Below are 22,856 nucleotides of genomic sequence, written 5' to 3'. Positions count from 1 at the left end.
AATAAAAAAATCGACTTTGCAAAAATGATGATTTATAAGTCCAGATATTATTTAATAGTAGCTTTATCGCTATCCCTTATAAGTTGTTCATCAAAAAAAGACCTGAAAGACACTCCGGAATCTATTTCCGGAGTGTACCCCGGTCTTGCCATGTACAACAATGAAGGCGAATGCGGAACAGGAGCGGTAGTGCCCTGGGCCGACCGCTTATGGGTGATTACCTACGGGCCTCACTTGCCTAACGGCTCTTCGGACAAACTTTACGAAATCACTCCAGACTTTCATCAAATCATAAAAGATGAAAGTATAGGCGGAACACCTGCAAACCGCATGGTACACAAAGAAAGCAACCAGCTTTTCATTGGTCCATACGCAATTGACAAAACAGGAAACGTACGTGCCATACCTTATACTACTATGCCCGGACGACATACCGGCAATGCCCGCCACCTCACTGACCCGACCAACAAGATTTATTATGGAACCATGGAAGAGGGATTTTATGAGGTAGATGTAAATACATTGGAAGTGAAGGAACTTTATACAGATGGCAACGGAGATAAAGCCTACGAAGGAGCCGGTCCGCAAAATGCCTTACTTCCGGGTGTACACGGCAAAGGCTTATACTCGGGACAAGGAGTCATGGTTTTCAGCAATAACGGTGAGGGAACTATGGAAGCCTTGAAAAAATTCGATGTAGAAGCCGGAGTGTTGGCCGAATGGAACGGCAAAGACTGGAAAGTGGTCCGTCGCAACCAATTCACCGAGGTGACAGGTCCCGGCGGCATTTACGGCAACCCAAACCCGGACACCGACCCGCTGTGGGCTACCGGATGGGATTATAAATCTGTATTGTTAGGCGTACGAGACGCTGAAAAAGGATGGTCGTTCTTTCGTCTGCCCAAAGCCAGCCATAGCTATGACGGCGCACATGGATGGAACACCGAATGGCCCCGCATCCGTAATGTCGGTACGGACGAAAAGCCGGAATACCTGATGACCATGCACGGCATGTTCTGGCATTTTCCCGGACAATTCACCGCAGACCACAGTTCAGGTATCCGCCCACGTTCCGCTTATCTGAAAGTAATAGGTGACTTCGCCAGATGGAACGAGCAACTGGTTTTTGGTTGCGATGACTCTGCTCAAAAAGAGTTTTTGAATACCCGCAAGGCAAAAGGAAACATAGAAGGTCCGGGACAATCCAATTCCAATCTGTGGTTCACCTCTTCTACCAAACCGGACGAACTGGGACCTACTACTGCCGAAGGTGCCGTGTGGGTAAAAGAAATAATAAAAGCAGGACAGACATCGGAACCCTTTCTATTCGCCGGTTGGACGGAACGCATGAGTTGGATAAAAAATTATGGGAAAGAACCTGTTACTTTTACTTTTGAAACAGACGCAACAGGAACCAACAAATGGAAAATGCTAAAAGCTATCTCCGTTGCTCCCGGAAAAGCCGCAAACATTATTTTCTCCAAGCAGGACAAAGGAGAATGGATACGTGTAAAGACTGATAAAAGAACATTGGCAACCCTAACTTTTTCATATACTTCTCCTGATAATCGTACAACAACCCCGGATGATATGTTCAAAGGGTTAGTAGCTGTGAACTCCACTGCACATTCCGAAGGGTTGTTGTACGGATTGGGAGATAACCGCCGCGCATTAGGACTTTTGGCCACTTCGACTGAAAAAGGAGAAACGGTGGAAACCGGTTACTATGAAATGGGCGACAAACTGACATTAACCAAGAAAGAAGATTCTAAAACCGCTGATTTCATCCGCAACAAGTTCTCCATTCCGCAACAAGTGGTCAACATAGAAAAATCATCCGTGCTGATTGTGGATGATTTAGGAAGAAAATGGCGCTTGCCCTTAGGAAATGAAGCATACACATCCTTGACAAACGAAGGAAAGGTGCGCATCTGCCGCGAAGTGGCTACCGAACGCGACCTCTTCTCGTGCATGGGTACTTTCTATGAACTGCCCGCTGAAAATGCGGACGGTTATGCCAAAATCCGCCCTATCTCCACTCACGGATATCGCATCAACGATTATGCTTCTTATCGGGGAATGCTGGTGCTGACCGGAATTAATCCCGAAGCAGGCAAGGACAATGAACACATCATTGTATCCAAGGACAAAAAAGCGGCTGTATGGGTAGGCGTAATTGATGACTTATGGAAACTAGGAAAACCGGTAGGAAAAGGCGGTCCGTGGATGAACACAGACGTAAAAGCCGGAGTACCTTCCGACCCTTATCTGATAGCTTGCTACGATAAAAAGGAAATGCAATTGTCTCACCAGTCACAAAAAAACATTACCTTTACAGTGGAAACCGACCCGACCGGATGCGGCGACTGGATGGAATATGCTACCTATACGGTGAAACCGGGCGAGACCTTGAAACAAGTACTGCCAACCGCATTCCAAGCACGATGGATTCGGTTCAAAACCGATATGCCGACCCAAGCCACTGCTTGGCTGGAATATAAATAAAAAACGAATGAACCTATGAATGCAAAAATAAGAAGAATAACAAGTATAACCATAGTCGCATGCGCCACCGCTCTCTCGGCATCGGCTCAAATCACCGAAAGACAACGCCCTGCCGAATGGGATAAATTAATACCGGGCGGAAAATATGTAGACCGCTTTGAAGCCATGCAAGGCAGCAAACTATCCGATAAGGTGTGGGGAGCCCAAGAAGTACTTCCCCGGTTCGTGGACAATGGAATAGAACATCCGGATATTTCTTTTTGGGGTGGAAATATTCTAAAGGGAAAAGAGGGGAAATATCACCTCTTCGTATGCGGATGGCCGGAAAATGCAGAAAAAGGGCACATGGAATGGCCTAACTCTACCGTTTATCATGCTGTCAGCAAGCAACTCCATGGGCCGTATGCCATACAGGACACCATAGGAAAAGGCCATAATCCCGAAGCATTCACTTTAACAGACGGTCGTATTGTGGTTTATGTCATCAATGGTTACTACATAGCCGACAGTGTGGATGGTCCATGGGAATTCAAACAATTCGATTTCAACCCACGCGACCGGAAAATCATAGAAGGACTTTCCAACCTTACCTTTGCCGAACGTCAGGATGGCTCACGCCTGATGATATGTCGCGGCGGGGGAGTATGGATAAGCCGTAGCGGTCTTTCACCTTATAACCAAATAACCGAAAGACGCGCCTATCCCAATGTGAAAGGCGAATTTGAAGACCCGGTAGTATGGCGTGACTCACTGCAATACCACCTGATAGTGAACGATTGGTTGGGAAGAATCGCCTTTTACCAACGTTCTCTGGATGGGGTTCATTGGGTTACGGAACAAGGTGAAGCGTATGTACCCGGCATCTCCCGACACAAAGACGGGAAAGTGGAAAACTGGTTTAAATATGAGCGTGCCAAAGTATATCAGGACAAGGAAGGACGCCCCATACAAATGAACTTTGCCGTGATAGACACCATCAAATGGGAAGATTATGGGAATGACCACCATAGTTCCAAAAATATCTGTATTCCGCTGAAAAAGGACTTGCTTCTATCAGTGCTCAATACAGCGCCCATCGATGCTTCCACTCCGACTATCGAAGTAAGGATAGCCGCTGAAAAAGGATTCAATCCGTCCAGACAATTGGACATACCCTCTTTGCGTTTCGGTTCCTTTAATGAAGTGAACTTCGGCCGGGGATGCAAGCCATTGAGCTGGAAAAAGGAAGGAAAAGACTTAATCGTCACTTTCGAGGGAAAAGAGAGTGGTATCACTGCCGAGGAATTCGCTCCTAAGTTAATAGGCAAGGATAAGAAAGGCGAATTTGTCATCGGTTACGCTCGTTTGCCTTATATCAATTATACACCGGCTATCCTCTCTGCTTTGCGCCCTCGATATGATGAGGCAGAGAAGCTATGGAAGGTGGAAGTACAAAACTTCGGGCTTTCCACTTCGGAAGAAACGACATTAAAGATAACTTCCAACGGACTGACCGTGGTAGAAACCTTATTACCGCCATTAAAGCCTTACGAAACCAAGACACTCTCCATAAAAGGCGAGAATCGACTGGAAGACCAACGGTTACTGAGCGTCAAATTCTATCGAAACGGCAATGAAATAGCCGTGAATAAATTTTAGATTTTCAATAGGTATCAATCATATTGAATTTAATACTTCATGTCAAAATGAAAAGAATATACACAAAAATCATATTGGCCGTTGCCGCCTTGTGCATATTGGGAATCCATTCCTCTATGGCACGTTCCAAAGCAAAAAGAGTGGTGATTATCGCTCTTGATGGAATCTCCGTACCCGGTTTCACCACGGCCAAGACTCCCAATTTGAACGAATTGCTAAGTGAAGGTGCACTATCTATGACTACCCGCGTGGTGATGCCTTCGGTAACTTTGCCCAACTGGACCAGCCATCTGACAGGAAGCGGTCCCGAACAGCACGGAGTAGTAAACAACGATTGGGAAATAGACAAAGAACACTTCCCCGCAGTAGTGACTGATAATCAAGGGTATTATCCTTCTGTTTTCCAGATTCTAAAAGAAGAAATCCCCACATGCAAGACTGCTTTTTATTATAATTGGATTAATTTGCTCTATCCATACAATAAGCAATATTTGGATGAAATAAACTATTTGGAAAAAGACGCTTATATTCCCAACTATGAAAAAGCTTTCAATTTTATTATCAACAATAGAGATTTTCCTACCCTCGTTTTCTTGTATTCCGTACATACTGACCATGCCGGTCATGCCTTCCAATGGATGTCACCCGAATATATCCGTTCTATCGAAGAGGCTGATGTGGAAATAGGTAAGCTCATTGAGAAAATGAAAGCCGAGGGATTGTATAAAGACACCCATTTCTTCTTCCTCTCCGACCATGGAGGAATCAATTATGGACATGGTGGAATGAGCGAAGATGAAATGATTGTTCCATGGGGGATTACCGGTCCCGGCATCCGCAAAGGATTTAAGTTGGCGGAACCTAATAACACAGTGAATACGGCAGCTACAATCTTATATCTGTTCAAGGTTAAAAAGCCATTGCCCTGGACAGGTGAAGTGCCATTCTCTATATTTAAATAGTCATTTTTATTTTATCCAACAAAGATAGCATACTAAGTTTTCAATAGGTATTCAAACAATATTCAACCCACTTAACAGTCAATTACATGAAAAAGATTTTCGCATATATAGCCCTTACCGGAGCTTTGGCTGCTTGCAGCAATCATGCTGACACTTATTCTCCAGACATTACCACTGTTGCCTCACCCAAAGGGACAACAACATTTCAGCCGGACTCTGCTTCCATAACCCAACATTACCAAGAGCCCGAATGGTTCCGCGATGCCAAATTCGGTATCTTCATCCATTGGGGAGTTTATTCAGTACCTGCATACGGCAGTGAATGGTATGCCCGCTTCATGTATCAAAAAGGCAGTGACATCAACCAATATCACGAAAAAACGTATGGCAAGTTGACGGAATTCGGTTACAAGGATTTCATCCCCTTATTCAAAGCCGAGAAGTTCAATCCGGATGAGTGGATGGAAATAATCAAGGCTTCGGGTGCACAGTATATCGTCCCGGTGGCTGAGCATCACGATGGATTCGCTATGTACAACAGCACTTTCAACAAATGGAATGCAGTAAACATGGGTCCCAAACGCGACATTATCGGCGAACTGAAAAAGGCCGCCACAAAAGCGGGACTTCGTTTCGGCCTATCCTCACACCGCTGTGAGAATGCATGGTTCTATGAATATGGAATGCAAACTCCTTCGGATGTACAAGACACCACCATTACGCTGTATGGCGAACGTCTGCATGAACCGGACGGTCCCCCCGGTGGCATGAACCCTGCCGTGGACAAATACGAAGGCACCAACGCACGTTCCAGAGAACAGTTTCTGAAGCACACCTACGAACTGATAGACCAATACCAACCCGATTTAATCTGGTTTGACTGGACGGTGGGAAAGACTTCTTTTCAACCTACTTTCTACAAGTTCATGGCCTACTATTATAACAATGCAAAGGACTGGGGCAAGGAAGTGGTAGTAAACACCAAATTCGGTTATGGCGACAACATTCAGGTATTCGACATAGAACGGGGAAAGAGTGATGAAATACGCCGTTTCCCTTGGCAGACTGATACCTCTATCGGTAAAAAATCGTGGAGCTATTGCGTAGGCGAGGAAAATAAAGACCCGGACCACATTATTGATGATTTTGTGGACATCGTCAGCAAAAACGGAAATCTGTTACTGAACATCGGTCCGAAAGCCGACGGCACCATCACCGACGAACAAAAACATGTATTACAAGAAATAGGCAAATGGTTGAAAGTGAACGGAGAGGCTATCTATGCTTCCCGCCCTTGGGTAGTATCCGGAGAAGGAGACACCAAAGGAACTTCGGGCTACATGACCGACAACCAAAAAACGGCATATACCGCACAAGACATCCGTTTCACCACCCATGAAGAAGCTTTATATGCCATCTCTCTAGCGTGGACTGATGGAAAAATAACAATCAGAAATCTGGCAAAAGGCAATGCTAATATACCGGAAATCAAATCCGTATCCATGTTGGGTTGCAACGAAACGTTACAATGGGAACAGACGCTAAAAGGATTGGAAGTACAATTTCCCAAAAACGCACCGACCGATTACGCACATGTGTTAAAGATAGAATATAAATAAACCGGAATAAATATGTAAGACTCAAAATGAAAAAGCAATATATGAAAAAAATTCTCTTATTATCCGCTTTATTAGCCACCGGCTCCTCATTATCCGCTTCCTATACCGGAAGAGTTTTTGTTGATAAAAACAACAACGGAATTTGGGAGAAAGGAGAAAAGACATTAAAAGGTATCAAAGTTTCCGACGGACTGAATGTAGTAGAGACCGCCACAGATGGGACCTATACGTTACCAGGACATGGTCGTGAAAAATTTATCTTCATCACCACCCCGTCAGGATACAAGACAATGAACCGCCATTACCACAGAATAGAAACCAAGGAAAAAGGATACGATTTCGGTCTAATCCCCTATAATCCGGGCATACGTAAAGATGGTTCGCACCGATTCATCCACATCTCGGACACCGAGATATTCAACACCACTCATCACGAAGGCTGGGTGAATAATGTGCGCGACTATGCCGCCAACGAGCAGGCCGCCTTCATTGTCCACACTGGAGATATCTGTTACGAAAAAGGTCTTAAAGCACATATCCGACTAATGAATACGGAAAACATGAATTGTCCTGTATTCTATTGCATCGGTAACCATGACTTGGAACGGGGGAAATATGGAGAAGAAATCTTTGAAAGCGTGTACGGTCCGGTCTATTATTCCTTTGATGTGGCGGGAGTGCATTACATCGTTACTCCGATGCCCTATGGAGACGCCCGCCCGGAATACACCACGGAAGATGTGTGTAACTGGTTGAAAAATGATTTAGCGCACATCAAACCGGGTACACCCATCATGATATTCAACCACGACCTGCTGACCAACGATGACGCCTTTATATACAAAGGGAAAAATGGCAACAGCATCAATTTGAACGACTATAATTTGAAAGCATGGATTTACGGTCATTGGCACATCAACTACATGAAAAAACAAGGTAATGTATATACCATCTGTACCAGTTCGTTAGATAAAGGTGGAATAGACCATGCCAAAAGCGCTTATCGCGTGATGACTGTCAACCCTAAAGGAAACCTTTCCACCGAACTGCGTTATACCTACCTGGACTGCAATCTCCGTATCGCTTCTCCACAAGGAAGGACAGGTACTAAAACAGTAACAGTAAACACCTACTCATCTACATCACCGGTAGCCGAGGTAACTTACACTTGTTTGGAAAACGGGAAAACGATTATTCCCTATAAAAAACTCTCTCAAAAGACCGACTGGAGCTGGACAGCAATAATGCCGCTGCATGACACCTATGCCGGAAAAGAATTGGTAATGAGGGTACGCACTCGCTTTAAAGACGGAAGAACTGCTGAAACCGATAGTAAGTTCGTCTATGAAAAGAGTTCTCCAGAAATAACCTTAAACACAGACTGGAAAAACCTGTTGGGAAATGCTACTCACACAGCCACCGCCGCCCCACTGGAAGGTGACTTACAACTGGCGTGGAGTACCAATGTGGGAGCGAATATTTTTATGACTTCTCCGCTAGTATATAATAATAAGGTATATACCGCCTCTATCGACGAAGATTTAAAAGGACGCGCCGCCATCTATGCCTTGAACGGAAAGGACGGTTCCCTTTTATGGAAATATCCCGTAAGAACCTCCATCAAGAACACCATCGCCATAGAAAGCGGAATCGTTTTTGCGCAGGATGTACAAGGTAATCTGTATGCCGTAGATGCCGAGACCGGTAAACTGTGTTGGGAAAGTCAACTGCCGGTAAACGGTCTGCCCAACCTGATAGACGGTCTGGTTACCGATAAAGGTATCGTCTATGCCGGAAGTGGAAAGGCTCTTTCCGCTTTCGAGGCTACAACCGGAAAACTGATATGGAGAAACAAAGACTGGGCACAACGTGAAGGAACAACTTCAACACTGACCGTAGGAAATGACGTTCTGGTGGGTTCCGTGCAGTGGACCGCCCTTTACGGCAATGACGCAAAAACAGGCAAGATGCTATGGAATATATCCGACCATGGGCTACGCAATCGAGGGGCCTCAGCCGCCATGCACGGCTCATTACTATATATCATTGCTGAAAAGAGTTTCTTTATCCTAGAAGCCCGGACAGGCAGAATCATCATTCGCAAGCAACTTCCCTATAATCTGGATGTAACCTCCACGCCTTTACTAACCGAAAAAGAAATCATCTTTGGTACAGCCAACAAAGGACTTGTAGCATTGGACAACCAGACTTTGGAAGAAAAATGGAATTGTCCGGTAGAAGATGCATTGATTTTTACAGCTCCTTATACCCGGTCTTTCTCGGGAACGATAGAGACCAGCCCCATGTTGGCAGGAAATGCAGTCTATGTGGGTGCTTCCGACGGAACCGTATATGCCATAGATGCAAACACAGGAAACAACCTTTGGAAATATAAAACAGGAGCACCTATTTTCGGAACAGTCGCTATTTCAGGCAATGCATTGATTGTAACTGATTTTGGCGGGAATGTATATGCATTCCGCACTATGTATCATAAAGAATAAAAAGGCCGTCACCTTTTGGGAAGAGGATGAAACCTATTAATTCATAAGTTTCTGTATGAAAGTAGTCTTCTTTGTATCCTTCACACTGAAACACCTATGAACAAAGGAGTTTAATAGGTGTGATGTGTGAAAGCAGCTCTTATCAACATTCTCTTTGTGAGAAAACGAGCAGACTTATCTCTATGAGATATTGTTGAGAATGAGGTCATATCCCCCATAGCCTCTCCCACCTGCACTCCATTTTTAATGTATCAAGAGGATGCAGGTGGGAGGATATGAGGATATTTTATTCTATTGACAGAAAGATGCCGGACTGTCCTTGCGGGTCATACAGTATATATTTCCCCTTACCTACAGCATAGGACAATTTTAAAGTTCCGTTGACACTGACCACCGACTCTTGCGGCTGTACTCCATTAGTCACCAGGTCTTCATAAGTAAACACATTACAGAATCCTTTTCCTTTTACTTTCATAAGAACCAGTTTGAGCAGGATAGGTCTATAAGCGGAAGATTCATTCTGTTTTTCCACAATCAGCATACCGCCGATGGAATCGGCCGACAAGACAGTGGCCCGGGAAGCTGTATCCACTATCAATAACCCTTCCTGTTTTTCAATAATAGCCTTTGCCGATTCTTTCCGATTTACCAGTATTTCACCTTTACCGACTATAACATCCGTCAAAGGTTTATAATTCGGATTCGCTTGCTTTCTTGTTTCCGTGACAGCAATACTGTTCTTGCGCAAAATATCTCCCCGCTCATTCTGAATCAATAAATAGCCGGACTCCTTTTCGCCTCCATAGTTCTGCTCTACAATGATACCGGTATCCTCATCCTTCTTTATACAAACCACATCCAACAACGGACTTTGCTCAAACAACGACTGATTAGGGTTCAATTTCTTTTTCTGCTGAAAAGCAATCTGTCCGGCATTGATAACTTCCACTATGCCGTCATTCTTCAGCAAGCGGATTCTCTCTCCCGGTATCTGTTCGATGATTTGTCCTTCATACTTCTCGCCCGTACGCAATGCCACCACATCAATCAACCCTGTCAAATCAGTTGCAGCTCTGGGGGCACGCTTTATAGCTTGTATATCTTTCCAATCCAGATAATAGGAATTAGGAGTAAAATCAAGATATTTGATGACTTCTCCTTTTTCCAATATACGCACTTTGCGGGGAACAACATTCCAGTTTGAATAAAGCGGGGCCTTCGCTTCCCGAACGAGGGCAGAATCGAGGGCTATTGTATCATTCTCTGCTGTTTCCGCCAGAATGATGTCAGTCATTTGCAAAAACTTGCTGTTTCTGACAGTCTTTACCAGCAATGGGTTATCCCCTGCCCAAGCTTTCCAAGAGTCGGACAGTGTTTCTATCTCGATATCATAATCTAACATAGACTTCACCTGTTTCACCGGAATATAAACCGTTGCCTTTTCTGCAAAAAAGATAATATCTTTTCCCGGATGCTGAACAGAAATATAACCTTCGAGCACAGAGCCGTTTTTCAACACAACTGTCTCATAAGGCTCGGCAACGGCAGTTAAAACCAACAGGTTTAATAATAGTATCCAACAAATTCTCTTAGTTTTCATCATTTTATCCTTTAAAAATTGACAAAGAAGGGTTCTACAGTTATGCTCTTACTTACTTTATTCATATCAGGAACAGTAACCGTCACGACGCGTTTCTCTTCTTTTATGATTTTAGTAAATGTAGCATAAATCTTTTTGCTCTGTCCGGCATCCAGACTCACCTTTTCTTTCTTCGTTATTAATTGATTGCCTGTTATCACAGCCTCAAATTCCACCGGACCTCCTGTTTGATTTGTCAGGGTAACTACGACCGAAGCAACATCGTCTGCATTCGCTTTCACCTTAGAAGGAGCAATGGCAATGCCGACTCCGGTATTATTGTTCGCAACATTTGAAGTGTTTTTTATCATGTTGCTATTCCAAAGCTGCAGGTTTTCTCCTTCAAGCGAAAGATTGCGGGTCTCCTTTTTAGGTAAAACCAGCGAAAAGACGCGGGTGCTTTTCGCATTCCCGGGCTGGCTGAGATTCACTTTCTCGTCACGGTCATTGGAACAGAAAAGTTCCAGTTCCGTCTCCTGCCAGGCCTGAGGCACTGTCACTACATAGTCCACAGACTCCATTCCTGCATCCACCGACTTTAACGAACCTACGGAAGAACGGCATTGGAAATATCCCGGATAAAGTTTCAGCAAACCATATTTATTATCCTTAGAAGCAATGGCATATCCTCTGCTGAAGGGTTGCGCATCGTCAAATTGTGCAGGTAATACGATAGTGCTTCCCCGTTTATAACCATACAAATCATCTTCCGAATAAACAGTCGGGCCATCATATACGATTCTGGATTTAGTTCCCTTTGCTGATTTATCCGCATGCTGTCCAATAGCATAATACTCATCAAACGACAAGACAATATTATTGTCTATCTTAAGCAACTGCCCTGAGGTATTGATGACACAATAACGATTGTCTTTTGTTATAACCAACGCTTCTCCATTCTTAAATGTCGTCCCTGTATATATATCACCTATATCGGATTGCAACACCAGATTTTGTCCGTTTTCGTTTACATAGAAGACTTTGTCCTTGTTTTTTGCATTCAGTAACCCGCTGACAGCATTAAGCCCTGCGGAGAAAAGATTTTTCCCCTTGCAAACAGAAGCCCAACCTTCAGAAAACGGATGCGCCACACTGTATGCAAAATCCAGTATCACCCGGCCATTAGGCCCAATGTATCCAAATTTTCCCTTCTTGTTGCAGACCGGCAATTTGCCTTCAGAGAAGAAAGTATAGTTTCCCACATACCATTCCTCGGAGATTTGTGAGGTAGTCTTATCCTTATGTAAGATGCTCACCAGCTTGTTCTTACCATCTACAAAGCGTAATACCAGTGAGCAGTCTTCAACCATATTGGTAATAGAATCGGCATACACACCAACTATTATTTTACCGTCTTTGTCCACCATTCCCACTTGCTTTCCTATTTTCACCTTGTACATGTCTTCGCCATACGGAGTGATAGACGAATACTGAGGAGCTATCGCCCACTTAGCCGTTTGAGCATTCATTCCGCACGGAATGAATGCCCAAATCGTTAATAGCCAACAGGCATACGTCATTACTTTATTCATAGGCCCACCTCCTCTTCATACATTTCTTTCAGATACCTAGCCTGACATGCCAAGCCTAAAGTAGACCCCATTTTCCAGCCTCCCCAAAGAACACCTACCAATTCGCCATGTTTATTGAAAATAGGTGACCCGCTGGCTCCGCCGACAGCTTCTCCCTGGAATTCAAAATCATATCTTCCCGGCACTTTGCTACACATTGTTTCCCGAATATCCGGTTCGAGTGAATGGTTGGTCTTCTCCACCGCACGATACGTACCTGCCGGATAACCGATGGTATACAATTTTTCTTCCAACGGTTTCAGTTTCTCTGTATTAAATCGTTTTACATCGAAAATATATTCGATGTCGGATGGAGTTTTCTTTTTGTTCAACTGCAAGATAGCGATATCCTTTTCATCCGTATCAGAAGCCTTTACAACATAGCATCTCTCAAAGTCATCATAATGGGTATAGTTTTGTCCGGGATAGCCTACCGATATATAATCGGATGCACCGGATATGGTATACTTCGTTTGTCTTACTCTGTTAATCAAAGCATTGAGTGACTTTACCCTTTGTCTGGGACTTTCTCCCAACGCTTTTTCTATTAAAACAGTACCGACGGAACTCGATGCCAGAAGTGTCAAATCGCTGTCTGTCTTTACTTCCTTTGTCGGAATCAGTTCCTCCAAAAATTCTTCTATAGCCTGCCTTAACATATCTTCCGTTTCAGGATTCATATAAGCCTTGTCCCAAGGATAGGCCACATGTCTGTTAGTCCCCATACGCCCTTCCCGGTCAATAAAAAATGCCGTCGCCGTATAACTGAACTTATTATACCCCTTAGGTATATTGTCGGAACCTACAACCCGGGCATGCTTGCCATCCGTCGAGCACAGAACGGTATAAGGCTGACTGCCCAACAGAACATCGTCAAATGTAACCGTATAATAATAATTAGCCATTACCCAAACAACCGCCGGTCTGAATTTGGTAGGGTCAACGGTCTTACGTCCCAATATCCATATTGCCCCAAAAAGAACCGCAGCAGCCACACCGACAGCAGCTACCCATTTAATCCACGGATAAGGGGTGGGGAAAGGTAATTGCTCGGTTACATCCACATCTCCACAGAGAACAATATCTCCCTTTTTCACCCTAATTTCTTTACCCGGTTGTATCTTTACACCATTCACTTTAGTGCCATTTTTACTTCCCAAATCCGTCAGATAACACTTTCCGTCTTTTGCCACCTTGAACATAGCATGAAAACGGCTGACAAAGGCACCGGAAATAACCAAGTCATTCCGAAAGTTCGTACCGATATTAAGAATCGATTTATATTTGCTGGTATTTTCTAAAGCAGGAACTCGGCTCCATTGCAATTCAACATCAGCAAATTTCACATAATCCCCCCGTTGAATGGTAACTTCCTTGTTGGGAGTAATTCTCTTGCCGCCCACAAATGTTCCGTTTGTACTGTTTTTGTCTTCCAAAATGATTTCACCACTATCCAATAATAAGATTTCTGCATGATGGTTACTCACAAATTCGCTATTCAATACAATATTCGAGGAAGACGAACTTCCAATTTTTAATAGTTTCATTGTATATTGTTTTTTTATTAGTATTAGTATATAATAGGTACAGCCTGTTCTTTCTTGGATTCAGAATCATTCTCTTTTTTATCTCCGTTTTTCTTATTCTCCTCTTTCTTGTCCTCCGTCTTTTTCTTAGGGAAGAAATGATTCGACACATCGCTCTTCTCTTTCTTTTCAGAGAGAGAATCCTGCTTCTTCTTTGTCTCTGCCTGTGGTGCCACATCCTTTTCCGGAAGCACCTTTTCATTCTGCGGACATTCAACAACCGGAAACTGGGGAGTATCATCCTTCATATCCTGTATAACGACAATGGCTGTAATGATTACCGCCAGAGCTATTACCGCCATAATGCCATATCTGTAATATCTTTGAACATCAGGTACCTGATTCCAATCCAATTGGCGCACATGTGCAAAAGAAACCACATCTCTTCGGGTGATAGGATAGACAGTATCCGATTTCAGCTTAACACCATTGACAAATGTTCCATTTTGCCCCATACTAATAATCTCCATCTTTCCGGTTGCATGGATTTTTAAAATAGCATGGCGCCGACTGACTGTACTATCCGACAAAACGATATTACAGCTTTCATCACGACCAATAGTTAGTATCTTCATATTCATTAATTTTATGGCTATTTTATTTTATCTCTAATCTCTTTTATCCTATTTATAATAGAATCATAATGACTTTGTGCTCTACCGCTGTTTTCTTTAGCTATATTTTGTTTCAAAAGAAGTAAAATGCCGTATTCGCGTCCATTCTTCTCTTTACCATTAAACTCTTTTTCAGAGATGCCATATTTCTTTTTCAATTCAGGTTCCAGTTCCTGAACCATTGTCACTGTTTCTTTCAACTTTTGCTCTTTTTCCTTCCCCTCGGAAACATTACGTAATTCCTGCAAATTATTAATAATATCATCCAACCGCTCTATAATATCATATTGATTAATTATAACCGCCATATATTCTTTCGCCTTGCCCGGATTATTGGTAATAATCCGCGATAACGAATCTATAGTTTTCTTCTGTTCCTGTTCTGACTTTCTCAGCTTTTCATCAAACTCTGCCTGAAGTTTTTCACTCCATACCTTTTGCAAAGCTTCTATATCCAACTCTTCATTCTTGGAGGGAGCCACCGCTTGACCCGGTAAATAAAAGCCCTGAATGATATTGCCTGCTATACTGACACAACAGATAAATATCAAAGCAAATAATATATTCCTTATTTTTGTACTCATCTTTTCTTTTAATATTGAATTAAAATTTGTTTCAATTAATGCAACGGTTAGATTATCATGCTTGCCGCCATTTGCAATTCCCTCTTCATCCACACGAATCACAATACTTTCGACAGCCCCTCCCAAAGAAGGGGTACCCGCCACAATATCAATCAACTTCCGTTCCGGAAACATTCCCCATATTCCATCCGTACACAGCATAAAACGGTCTCCCTTTTCATAAGGCAGTTCCACGATATCCGCTTCAATGTCACTATTAGCGCCCAAGGCCTTAGTAATCATGTTTGACTGTTCCGACAAACGTGCCTGCTCCTCATTAATAGTACCGTTTTTAACCATCTCGAAAACCATTGAATGGTCAAATGTGCGGAACTTCTTATGTCCTCTGCGAAATTGGTATATCCTACTGTCTCCGACATAAGCAGCAATGGCCGAATACTCATTAATCAGCAAAGCAGTAACCGTAGTCCCCATACCGCGTAATGCAGGTTTCTTCTGTATCTCTGAAATCAATGCCTGATTCGCCATCTTTATGGCTTGTTGAAGAACTGTCAGAGGAGAATCCGAAGACTTGCCGGAACGCACTGTCTGAATAATTACATCAGTAGCAGTAGACGAAGCAGCCTTACCCGAAGGACCTCCCCCCATCCCATCGCACACAACGACCAATAATCCTAATGGAGTATCGGCATATCCGCATGTATCCTGGTTCTCAGCCCTACCACCTTGTCTGGAGTCAACAAAACCGACAGCAATAGGCAATTGTGTATTTATTGGTATCATAAGGCAAACATTAATAATATAATAATTATTCCAACCAGACAACCCACGCCGACCATGACCAACCATGTCGGCACCACCGATGGAGGAGGAGCACTTAAAGCCTTTTGTAAAGCCACCTTAAACTCTCCCGACGACTGGAAACGCTCGTGTTGCTGTTTTTCTGTCGCTTTGCGAAGCACATCCACAACGGCTTTCGGTACTCCCTGTATATCCGGCAATACTTCCATTCGCTGTCTTTGTATAGTCTCTTCCCTTGTAGAAGAATCAAAAGGATTATAGCCGGCCAACAACTCATACAGTGTTACTCCCAACTCATAGATATCCGTTGTTTTATCTACAGTCAATTGGGTCTGTCCGGGTTCGATGATTTGTTCAGGAGCAGCATATTTGGGAGTACCTATCAAACCCGGAGACGTCATACTGACAGAATCGGGGGTATAAGCAATACCCAAATCCATTAACCTTATATTAGAACCGTGCTCTATCATAATATTAGCCGGTTTTATATCCATGTGAACGATTCCTTTCTGATGAAGATAATCCAAAGCATCCATCACAGGATAAAGACTTTCGCAGATTCGCTTTACCGCATCTTTCCTATTTCGTAAATGAACATTAACATGCTCGTCCAATGTTATTCCCTGCACTAGTCTGCTCACTATAAATATCGGGCCATTATATGGATTTAACTCGCAATATCCTATCATCTCTACCAAGTTACGATGCCGGAAAAGCAATGACGCTTCCAATTTGGCTCTTTCACGAATACTTGGTATATTGGCATATTTATCCACAACGCGCTTAATTGCCACCCTTTCCTGAGTCTGACAAGAACGCCCCAAATAAACAGTGCCCATAGCACCGGCGCCCAAAGGTGGTTCTGTCTGGTTGTAAAAGAACCATTCACCGTTTACGCATAAATAGATTTCATCGCCTTTTTGTACTATATTTCTATAATTAGGTTTCATTGGAGTGCTTCTATTCTTCTAGAACATTTACTTATATATTCATTATCATTCGCTTGTGTGGCAAATGTCAATCCTCGTTTGAAATACTCTAAAGCTTTCGTCAAATCCCGGCTATCGGCTTTACCTGTACGTATTTCACCGGCTAAGAAATCACAGCCCAATTCATACAAAGCTTTATAATAAGTCGAATCTGTTTTTACAATACCACTCATCATCTGATGTGCATCCTTACCGTCTTTTTTCAGCGCCTCCGATAAATAGTTCTTTATTTGTTGAATAGACTCAGACGAATCTTCTCCCGGATAGTGCAAACGCGCTATCAAATAAGCTGCATCCATAGAAGAACGATATCCTTTTTGAGCTACTTTCTCCAATAAATTCAAGCCATCGACTGCTTTACCCGAATCACCCAACAATTCAAAAGCTTCTTGTGTGAGCTGAGCGGCAGTCTTTACCATCACACTATGCCCTGATATAGAATCTGTCACCCTTTGTTCCGAGGGAACTGAAGAATCCAAAATCGTATTATTCATTTCAGCTTCCCATGCTGCAATTCGTTTCTCGGTTTCTATTCTTTCAAGTTCCGCCCGCTGCTCTTCCTGATTGTCGGCTATGATTTTCCAAGTAATGCCTCCACCGACCAACGCAACTACAATGAGCACTGCAACCCATACATTCTTTTGCCCCATCTTGCCCATAATTGCCTGAACAGTCTCCATAATATTTCCGGACTTTTCCTGTTCCGTTGCCAAAGGCATGGAAATCTTACTTATTTGCTCTACTGCCACTCTAAACTCTGCTGCCGATTGATACCGGTCTTTCTGTTTCTTGGCTGTAGCTTTGGCTATAATTTTTCGAATTTCTTTCTGTGGCACTTGTTGCAGAGGCATCTTTTGATGCAACTGCATTTCTAGAACTTCATGAGTAGCCCCTTCAAATGGTACATGCCCCACAATAAATTGAAACAGCATTATTCCGATGGCATAAATATCTGTTGTTTCATTTTGGTGCACCACATCGCCAACAACTAATTCAGGAGAAGCGTATGTTGCTTTTCCCATAAATTGTCCGGCGGTAGTCAGTTGCTGGTCTTGTGTAGTCAGTGTAGAAAGCTGTTTAGCAATACCATAATCAATAATCTTTATTTTCCGATCTGATGTAATCATAATATTACTGGGGTCAAGGTCACGATGAATATATCCTTTGTCGTGCAAAGCCATAATCCCCGATAATATATTTTTGATGACAAACAGTGCAAAGCCACAACGATCCGTCACATATTGATTATATAACTCCTGTGCAAAAGGAATATCCACTCCATTGCTATCTGTTGTTTTTCCTTTTAATAAATCACACAAAACTACTCCGTGCAACAGTTCACTTACCACATGATAATGCTGATGAACAACGGTTGGAGAAACCACTTCATCTATCTGAATAAAGCCAAACATTTCCACCAGATTTTCATTATGAATCTGGATAGAAGCTTCTCTCCGCGCTCTTTCGATGACGTGTGCAGGCAAATCGTCAAACAAGAATTTGATGGCTACATCCACACATACACCGGTCTTTTCTTGAATCCGCTTACCACGATACACCGACCCCATTCCTCCCACGCCAAGGGGCTGGCTATCCGTATCCACCTCGTAACGAATGTGGTTTTGTTTTTCATTTATGCTTTGTATGCAAATAATAGACATATCTTTTTCTTCATTTAGATTAAAAAGGGCTGAGCCTGTTACATAAACTTAGTTTTTCCCGGTTCTGTACCTTGAACTCCGTCCATTGCGACTGTTCCATTATTCATTGGACGATTATTATGGTCATACGGGTTAAAGCTGTCGCCTGTACCTTTAGGCGCAGTAAAAGGAAAATCCACATCCTCTTCTTCCTCTATAGGTATAAAGTTTTCCGATACGGTCAACCCCAAGGCTTGCGTGTCAATCAAAATCAGGAGCAATCGATAATTAAGACCGATTGTAATCAAATCATTATTAAAACACTCATGAGCGCTGTAATCCAGCTCCTCTTCATTTACAAATATGCCATTTTTGGAACCTATATCCTTAATTGAAGCCAATATCTTATGTGTAGTTTTCATCTGCTTGATATTCAGTTCCGCATGAATATCCGATACAGTACCTTCCTTCAAACATATATCACAATTACTTGAACGCCCGATTTTATTTGAGCCGATATGAAGAGGCCAATATTCACCAATACCCTGGCGGGATATAGAATACAAAAATCCGACTACCGGAGCCCCCCCTCCTTTAGCACTCGATTCGTGCCGGCCAACATTAGGAGCCATCTCTTCCATTCCGGGAACCATTGTTCCGCGACTTCCCATGTCAGGAGTTGTAGTTCTCGAATACATATTATTCTTCTTGTTTGCATAGTATGAATTTTCCATACCCGGTACAGATGTTTTTTCTTGTGACATAGTATCTATTGTTTTAATTGTTCCTTATATAATTTACAAAGATTGTTTTTTTTTAATATATAAAAAAGCCACACAACGCGCTTAAGGCGTTATGTGGCTCTTATGGGTATCCAAACAGACGAAAATAAGGATTATTCCTATGAAAATATTATTTAGAGAGTCAAACTAATTTCCCTTGTTATTCTAGTTCGGCATCATTCCTGTATCAGTTCATACTTCACTTCAGGAAACCATCGTTCCAATATATTGTCCACTTCCGATTCTATCTCGGGAGTGACATACCTGCACACTTTCTTATAAGCATAAACTAAAGAAAACGCCTCGTCTATCCAGCCGATAACAGGCAACCGTTTGGCGGAAATCAAATCTATCGGAAGTATTAAATAAGATAAAGCTGCAACAATCAACATTTTGTCTGATGACGGAGTTTCGTTACTTCTCAACACATAATACAATAAAAGTACAGGGCGAGCCGTTGTTCTTCCCGCCAGCTTTGCATAATCTACTATCTTTTCCCACCAAAAATCATAATCGATTTTATTCATAATTCTTTTCATACTCGCTTTTTTATATGGTTTTCTACCCTTTTGACGCGAGTGTTCTGAAAAAAGTTGCACTTTTAAGAACATTTTTTAAAAAATGAGGTTATATTTGCAGAAAAGCAGTATTACAAATGAAAAAAATTCTTCTAACATTAGTACTTGCTTTCTGCGTATTGGCAGGGCAAGGACAGACTTCTACGACAGCGTCAGGCGTTAATACAACAGAACTGAATTCCAAGTGGACCAAATTTACCCAACTGGCAGAAAAGAAACAATATAAACAAGCCGTAGAAGAAGGAGTGCGCGTCAGCATACTCTTTACCGAAAACAGACAATATAAAGAAGCTTTCGCCACTTGCCGTCAGATGGATGCATTGATTTATGCCAATGAACAAGAGACAAAACAGGCAAATTATCCACTCCGCTATCAGGTGGCCAAAGAACGCTTACGCATGTACACTCGCCTGAAAAATGCAGAGCAATGTAAAAACCAACTCAATCAACTACATACTTATGCAGACCAAATGAAATCGGATGCCTTGTCGGAAGACCTTCTCTTTACCGAGGCTAATTATTATCAAACATTCGGTATGCCGGACAAAAGCTTGGCATGCTATAAAGAATTGTTTCAGAAACGTTCGACAGGAAAAGACGAAAAAGGCATAGACCAATGCTATAAAGATATGCTGAGTTATGCAGAACAGAATAACAATGCGCCATTGGCCAGTGCTATGCGCAAGCTTTACACATCTTGGCAAGATTCCATCCAAGCAGTTAAAGCTGCTCAGGAACTGACAACTCTACAACAAAAATATGATGAAAACCGGCAATTGCTACAAGAAAAAGAAGATAAGATAAGTACCAATCTTTTCATTATCATTGCACTTTGCATCCTGACAGCCATTCTTGCCGCTGCACTTGTGTTTCTTGCCGCTTTACTTTTCAAACATATACGCCAAGTAAAGAAGTTAAAACACAGTCTGGGTATCGCCAATGAGAACAATGAACAAAAATCAAGATTCATCAGTAACATCAGTGCGCAGATAGAGCCTACCCTGAGCACAATGGAGGAAGCGACTACAGAAGTATTCTCGGTCGAAATCTTACAGAAGAATATAGACGCTTTGAAAAAACTCATGACTGATATTCAGACATACGTCACTTTGGAAGAGACGCGTGAGGAACATTATCCCATCAAAGAGATGAACATAAATGCTTTGTGCGAAACCATTATGGAAAAAGCCAAGGCAAACTTCAAGCCCGAAGTGGAAGCCGTAGTCAATGTGCCGAGAGTAAATATTAAGACAAATGCAGAAGCATTGGAACGTATCTTACTTTATTTATTGGGAAATGCCGCATTACATACGGACAACGGCAAAATCACATTAGAGTTTAAGAAAAGAAGTGCACACACAGGACAGTTTATCATCACCGATACCGGTACAGGCATACCGGCTGAAATAAAAGGAAAGCTATTCAAGCCATTTGCCGAAATCCATGATTTAACGCAAGGCAATGGGCTGGGCTTACCGACCTGCAGCCTCATCGCCTATAAACTTAACGGCACCTTGCATCTGGATAACGAATACAAGAAGGGAACCCGATTTGTACTGGAATTACATGATAAATAAGATACCCGCTTACTTTGAAAGAGCCAATATATCAGTTCCCGTAGGACTTTGAAATACTTTCAATCCAAACTCGGGAAGCACAGCCAATACATGGTCAAAAACTTCAGCTTGCAGACGTTCATAAGGTATCCAGTCCTTATTGGCAGAGAAAAAATAAAGTTCGATAGGCAAGCCTTGCGGAGTAGGCTGAAGTTGCCGTACCATGAGAGTAAGACTTGTATTTACGCGGGGGTGATGTCGCAAGTACCGTTCCAGATAATGACGGAAAACATGCAGGTTCACCTCCTCCTTTCCGGTTCTTTCAAACCCTTCCAACCAGCCGCGCTTCTCAAAGTTCTTCAACTGTTGAGGGGTACAGAAGTGCACTGTCGTCATATCAATATTCAGTGAACGCTTTATTCTTCGCCCGCCGCTTTCTCTCATGCCGCGCCAATTCTGAAAAGAATCACTCACTAAAGCATACGGAGGAACAGTCGTGATGGTATTATCCCAGTTTTGCACTTTCACGGTAGTTAATGTCACTTCTATCACCGTACCGTCAGCTCCATATTTAGGCATCGTAATCCAGTCACCCGGACGAAGCATATTATTGGCTGAAAGTTGTACTCCGGCAACCAATCCCATGATAGTATCCTTGAACACCAACATCAGAATAGCGGCAGAAGCCCCCAAACCGGTCAGAATATTCACCGGATCTTTATCAATCAACGTACTGATGATGATGATTACACCTACACATATCACTATCAGTTTCAGCATTTGATACACCCCCTTCAACGGATGGTTCTTCAACTTCTCGTGCTCGCTGGAAATAGTATAAAGTGAAGTGAGAAAAGAACAAATCAAGCGCATTGCCACAGCAGTAATATATACCCAGCATAGCTTGAGGATGAACGTCAAAGTCACAGGTTCATACGGAAAAGCAAAAGGAAGCAATGCATATAATATAATAGGCGGGATGAGATGGCACATATTATCCAGTACGGCATCATTGAATAGATAATCATCCCAGGTAGCCTGTGTCTTTGCTGTCAGTTTCTTTATGGTAGGAACTACTATTTTCCTACAAAAAAAATCTGCCACAAAAGCAATGATAATAATACCGGCTATAATAATGATACGGTGAGTCATCCCCAGGCTTTCCTGATGTACCCCCATCTGCTGAAGTAAACTGGTAAGTTCGCTATTTATTGTATCCATACTACATTCGTTTTCCGCAAAGATAAGAAAAACGCCCTATTACCCGCAAAGGCAACAAGGCGTTTTT

General features: G+C 42.7%; 16 protein-coding genes. 6 read left to right on the top strand and 10 right to left on the bottom strand.

Translation table 11 applies throughout. The features are described 5' to 3' along the window. The first annotated feature begins 24 nt into the window (after window positions 1-24). From IR173_RS08385 to IR173_RS08365, 5 genes are all read left to right on the top strand, one after another. Window positions 25-2,505: a hypothetical protein gene (locus tag IR173_RS08385; RefSeq protein ID WP_237039204.1), complete on the top strand. Its 2,481-nt coding sequence runs from the start codon at window positions 25-27 to the stop codon at window positions 2,503-2,505. Window positions 2,506-2,520: 15 nt separating this feature from the next. Beyond that, entirely contained in the window at window positions 2,521-4,143 is a 1,623-nt protein-coding gene (locus tag IR173_RS08380; protein ID WP_237039203.1) for a glycoside hydrolase family protein, read from the top strand. A 116-nt stretch (window positions 4,144-4,259) separates the two neighbouring features. Continuing rightward, window positions 4,260-5,105, top strand: coding sequence for an alkaline phosphatase family protein (locus IR173_RS08375; RefSeq protein ID WP_237039260.1), 846 nt, complete (start codon window positions 4,260-4,262; stop codon window positions 5,103-5,105). Window positions 5,106-5,191: 86 nt separating this feature from the next. After that, a complete protein-coding gene (locus IR173_RS08370; RefSeq protein WP_237039202.1) occupies window positions 5,192-6,724 on the top strand; it encodes an alpha-L-fucosidase in 1,533 nt (510 codons plus the stop codon). A gap of 41 nt (window positions 6,725-6,765) precedes the next feature. Continuing rightward, on the top strand, window positions 6,766-9,228 hold the full coding sequence (locus tag IR173_RS08365) for an outer membrane protein assembly factor BamB family protein (RefSeq protein WP_237039201.1): 2,463 nt from the start codon (window positions 6,766-6,768) through the stop codon (window positions 9,226-9,228). A gap of 286 nt (window positions 9,229-9,514) precedes the next feature. On the opposite strand, the gene IR173_RS08360 is transcribed toward IR173_RS08365, so the two are convergent. The 9 genes from IR173_RS08360 to IR173_RS08320 form a co-directional block, all read right to left on the bottom strand. Continuing rightward, window positions 9,515-10,828: a hypothetical protein gene (locus IR173_RS08360; protein ID WP_237039200.1), complete on the bottom strand. Its 1,314-nt coding sequence runs from the start codon at window positions 10,826-10,828 to the stop codon at window positions 9,515-9,517. Window positions 10,829-10,839: 11 nt separating this feature from the next. Beyond that, window positions 10,840-12,399: a WG repeat-containing protein gene (locus tag IR173_RS08355; RefSeq protein WP_237039199.1), complete on the bottom strand. Its 1,560-nt coding sequence runs from the start codon at window positions 12,397-12,399 to the stop codon at window positions 10,840-10,842. Beyond that, window positions 12,396-13,985: an FHA domain-containing protein gene (locus IR173_RS08350; RefSeq protein ID WP_237039198.1), complete on the bottom strand. Its 1,590-nt coding sequence runs from the start codon at window positions 13,983-13,985 to the stop codon at window positions 12,396-12,398. The genes IR173_RS08355 and IR173_RS08350 overlap by 4 nt, the downstream gene beginning before the upstream one ends. A gap of 23 nt (window positions 13,986-14,008) precedes the next feature. Next, window positions 14,009-14,599 carry an FHA domain-containing protein gene (locus IR173_RS08345; RefSeq protein WP_237039197.1) on the bottom strand — a complete coding sequence of 197 codons (591 nt, stop codon included), beginning with the start codon at window positions 14,597-14,599 and terminating at the stop codon, window positions 14,009-14,011. A 17-nt stretch (window positions 14,600-14,616) separates the two neighbouring features. Continuing rightward, entirely contained in the window at window positions 14,617-16,005 is a 1,389-nt protein-coding gene (locus IR173_RS08340) for a PP2C family protein-serine/threonine phosphatase (RefSeq protein ID WP_237039196.1), read from the bottom strand. Continuing rightward, on the bottom strand, window positions 16,002-16,973 hold the full coding sequence (locus IR173_RS08335) for a serine/threonine protein kinase (RefSeq protein WP_237039195.1): 972 nt from the start codon (window positions 16,971-16,973) through the stop codon (window positions 16,002-16,004). The genes IR173_RS08340 and IR173_RS08335 overlap by 4 nt, the downstream gene beginning before the upstream one ends. Continuing rightward, window positions 16,970-18,673 (bottom strand): serine/threonine protein kinase, encoded by a 1,704-nt coding sequence (locus IR173_RS08330; protein ID WP_237039194.1) that lies wholly within the window; start codon window positions 18,671-18,673, stop codon window positions 16,970-16,972. The genes IR173_RS08335 and IR173_RS08330 overlap by 4 nt, the downstream gene beginning before the upstream one ends. Window positions 18,674-18,711: 38 nt before the next feature. Next, window positions 18,712-19,416, bottom strand: coding sequence for an FHA domain-containing protein (locus tag IR173_RS08325; protein WP_237039193.1), 705 nt, complete (start codon window positions 19,414-19,416; stop codon window positions 18,712-18,714). 194 nt (window positions 19,417-19,610) lie between these two features. Continuing rightward, entirely contained in the window at window positions 19,611-19,973 is a 363-nt protein-coding gene (locus IR173_RS08320) for a YkvA family protein (RefSeq protein WP_237039192.1), read from the bottom strand. A 116-nt stretch (window positions 19,974-20,089) separates the two neighbouring features. On the opposite strand from IR173_RS08320, the gene IR173_RS08315 reads away from it, so the two are divergent. Then, on the top strand, window positions 20,090-21,589 hold the full coding sequence (locus IR173_RS08315) for a sensor histidine kinase (protein ID WP_237039191.1): 1,500 nt from the start codon (window positions 20,090-20,092) through the stop codon (window positions 21,587-21,589). Between the two features lie 9 nt (window positions 21,590-21,598). On the opposite strand, the gene IR173_RS08310 is transcribed toward IR173_RS08315, so the two are convergent. Continuing rightward, window positions 21,599-22,789: a mechanosensitive ion channel family protein gene (locus tag IR173_RS08310; RefSeq protein WP_237039190.1), complete on the bottom strand. Its 1,191-nt coding sequence runs from the start codon at window positions 22,787-22,789 to the stop codon at window positions 21,599-21,601. Window positions 22,790-22,856 lie beyond the last annotated feature (67 nt).

The sequence above is a fragment of the Phocaeicola faecalis genome (assembly GCF_021730445.1).
Classification (GTDB): Bacteria; Bacteroidota; Bacteroidia; order Bacteroidales; family Bacteroidaceae; genus Phocaeicola; species Phocaeicola faecalis.
The sequence above is the reverse complement of the archived record's forward strand: the minus strand, read 5'-3'. Positions and strand labels throughout refer to the sequence as shown.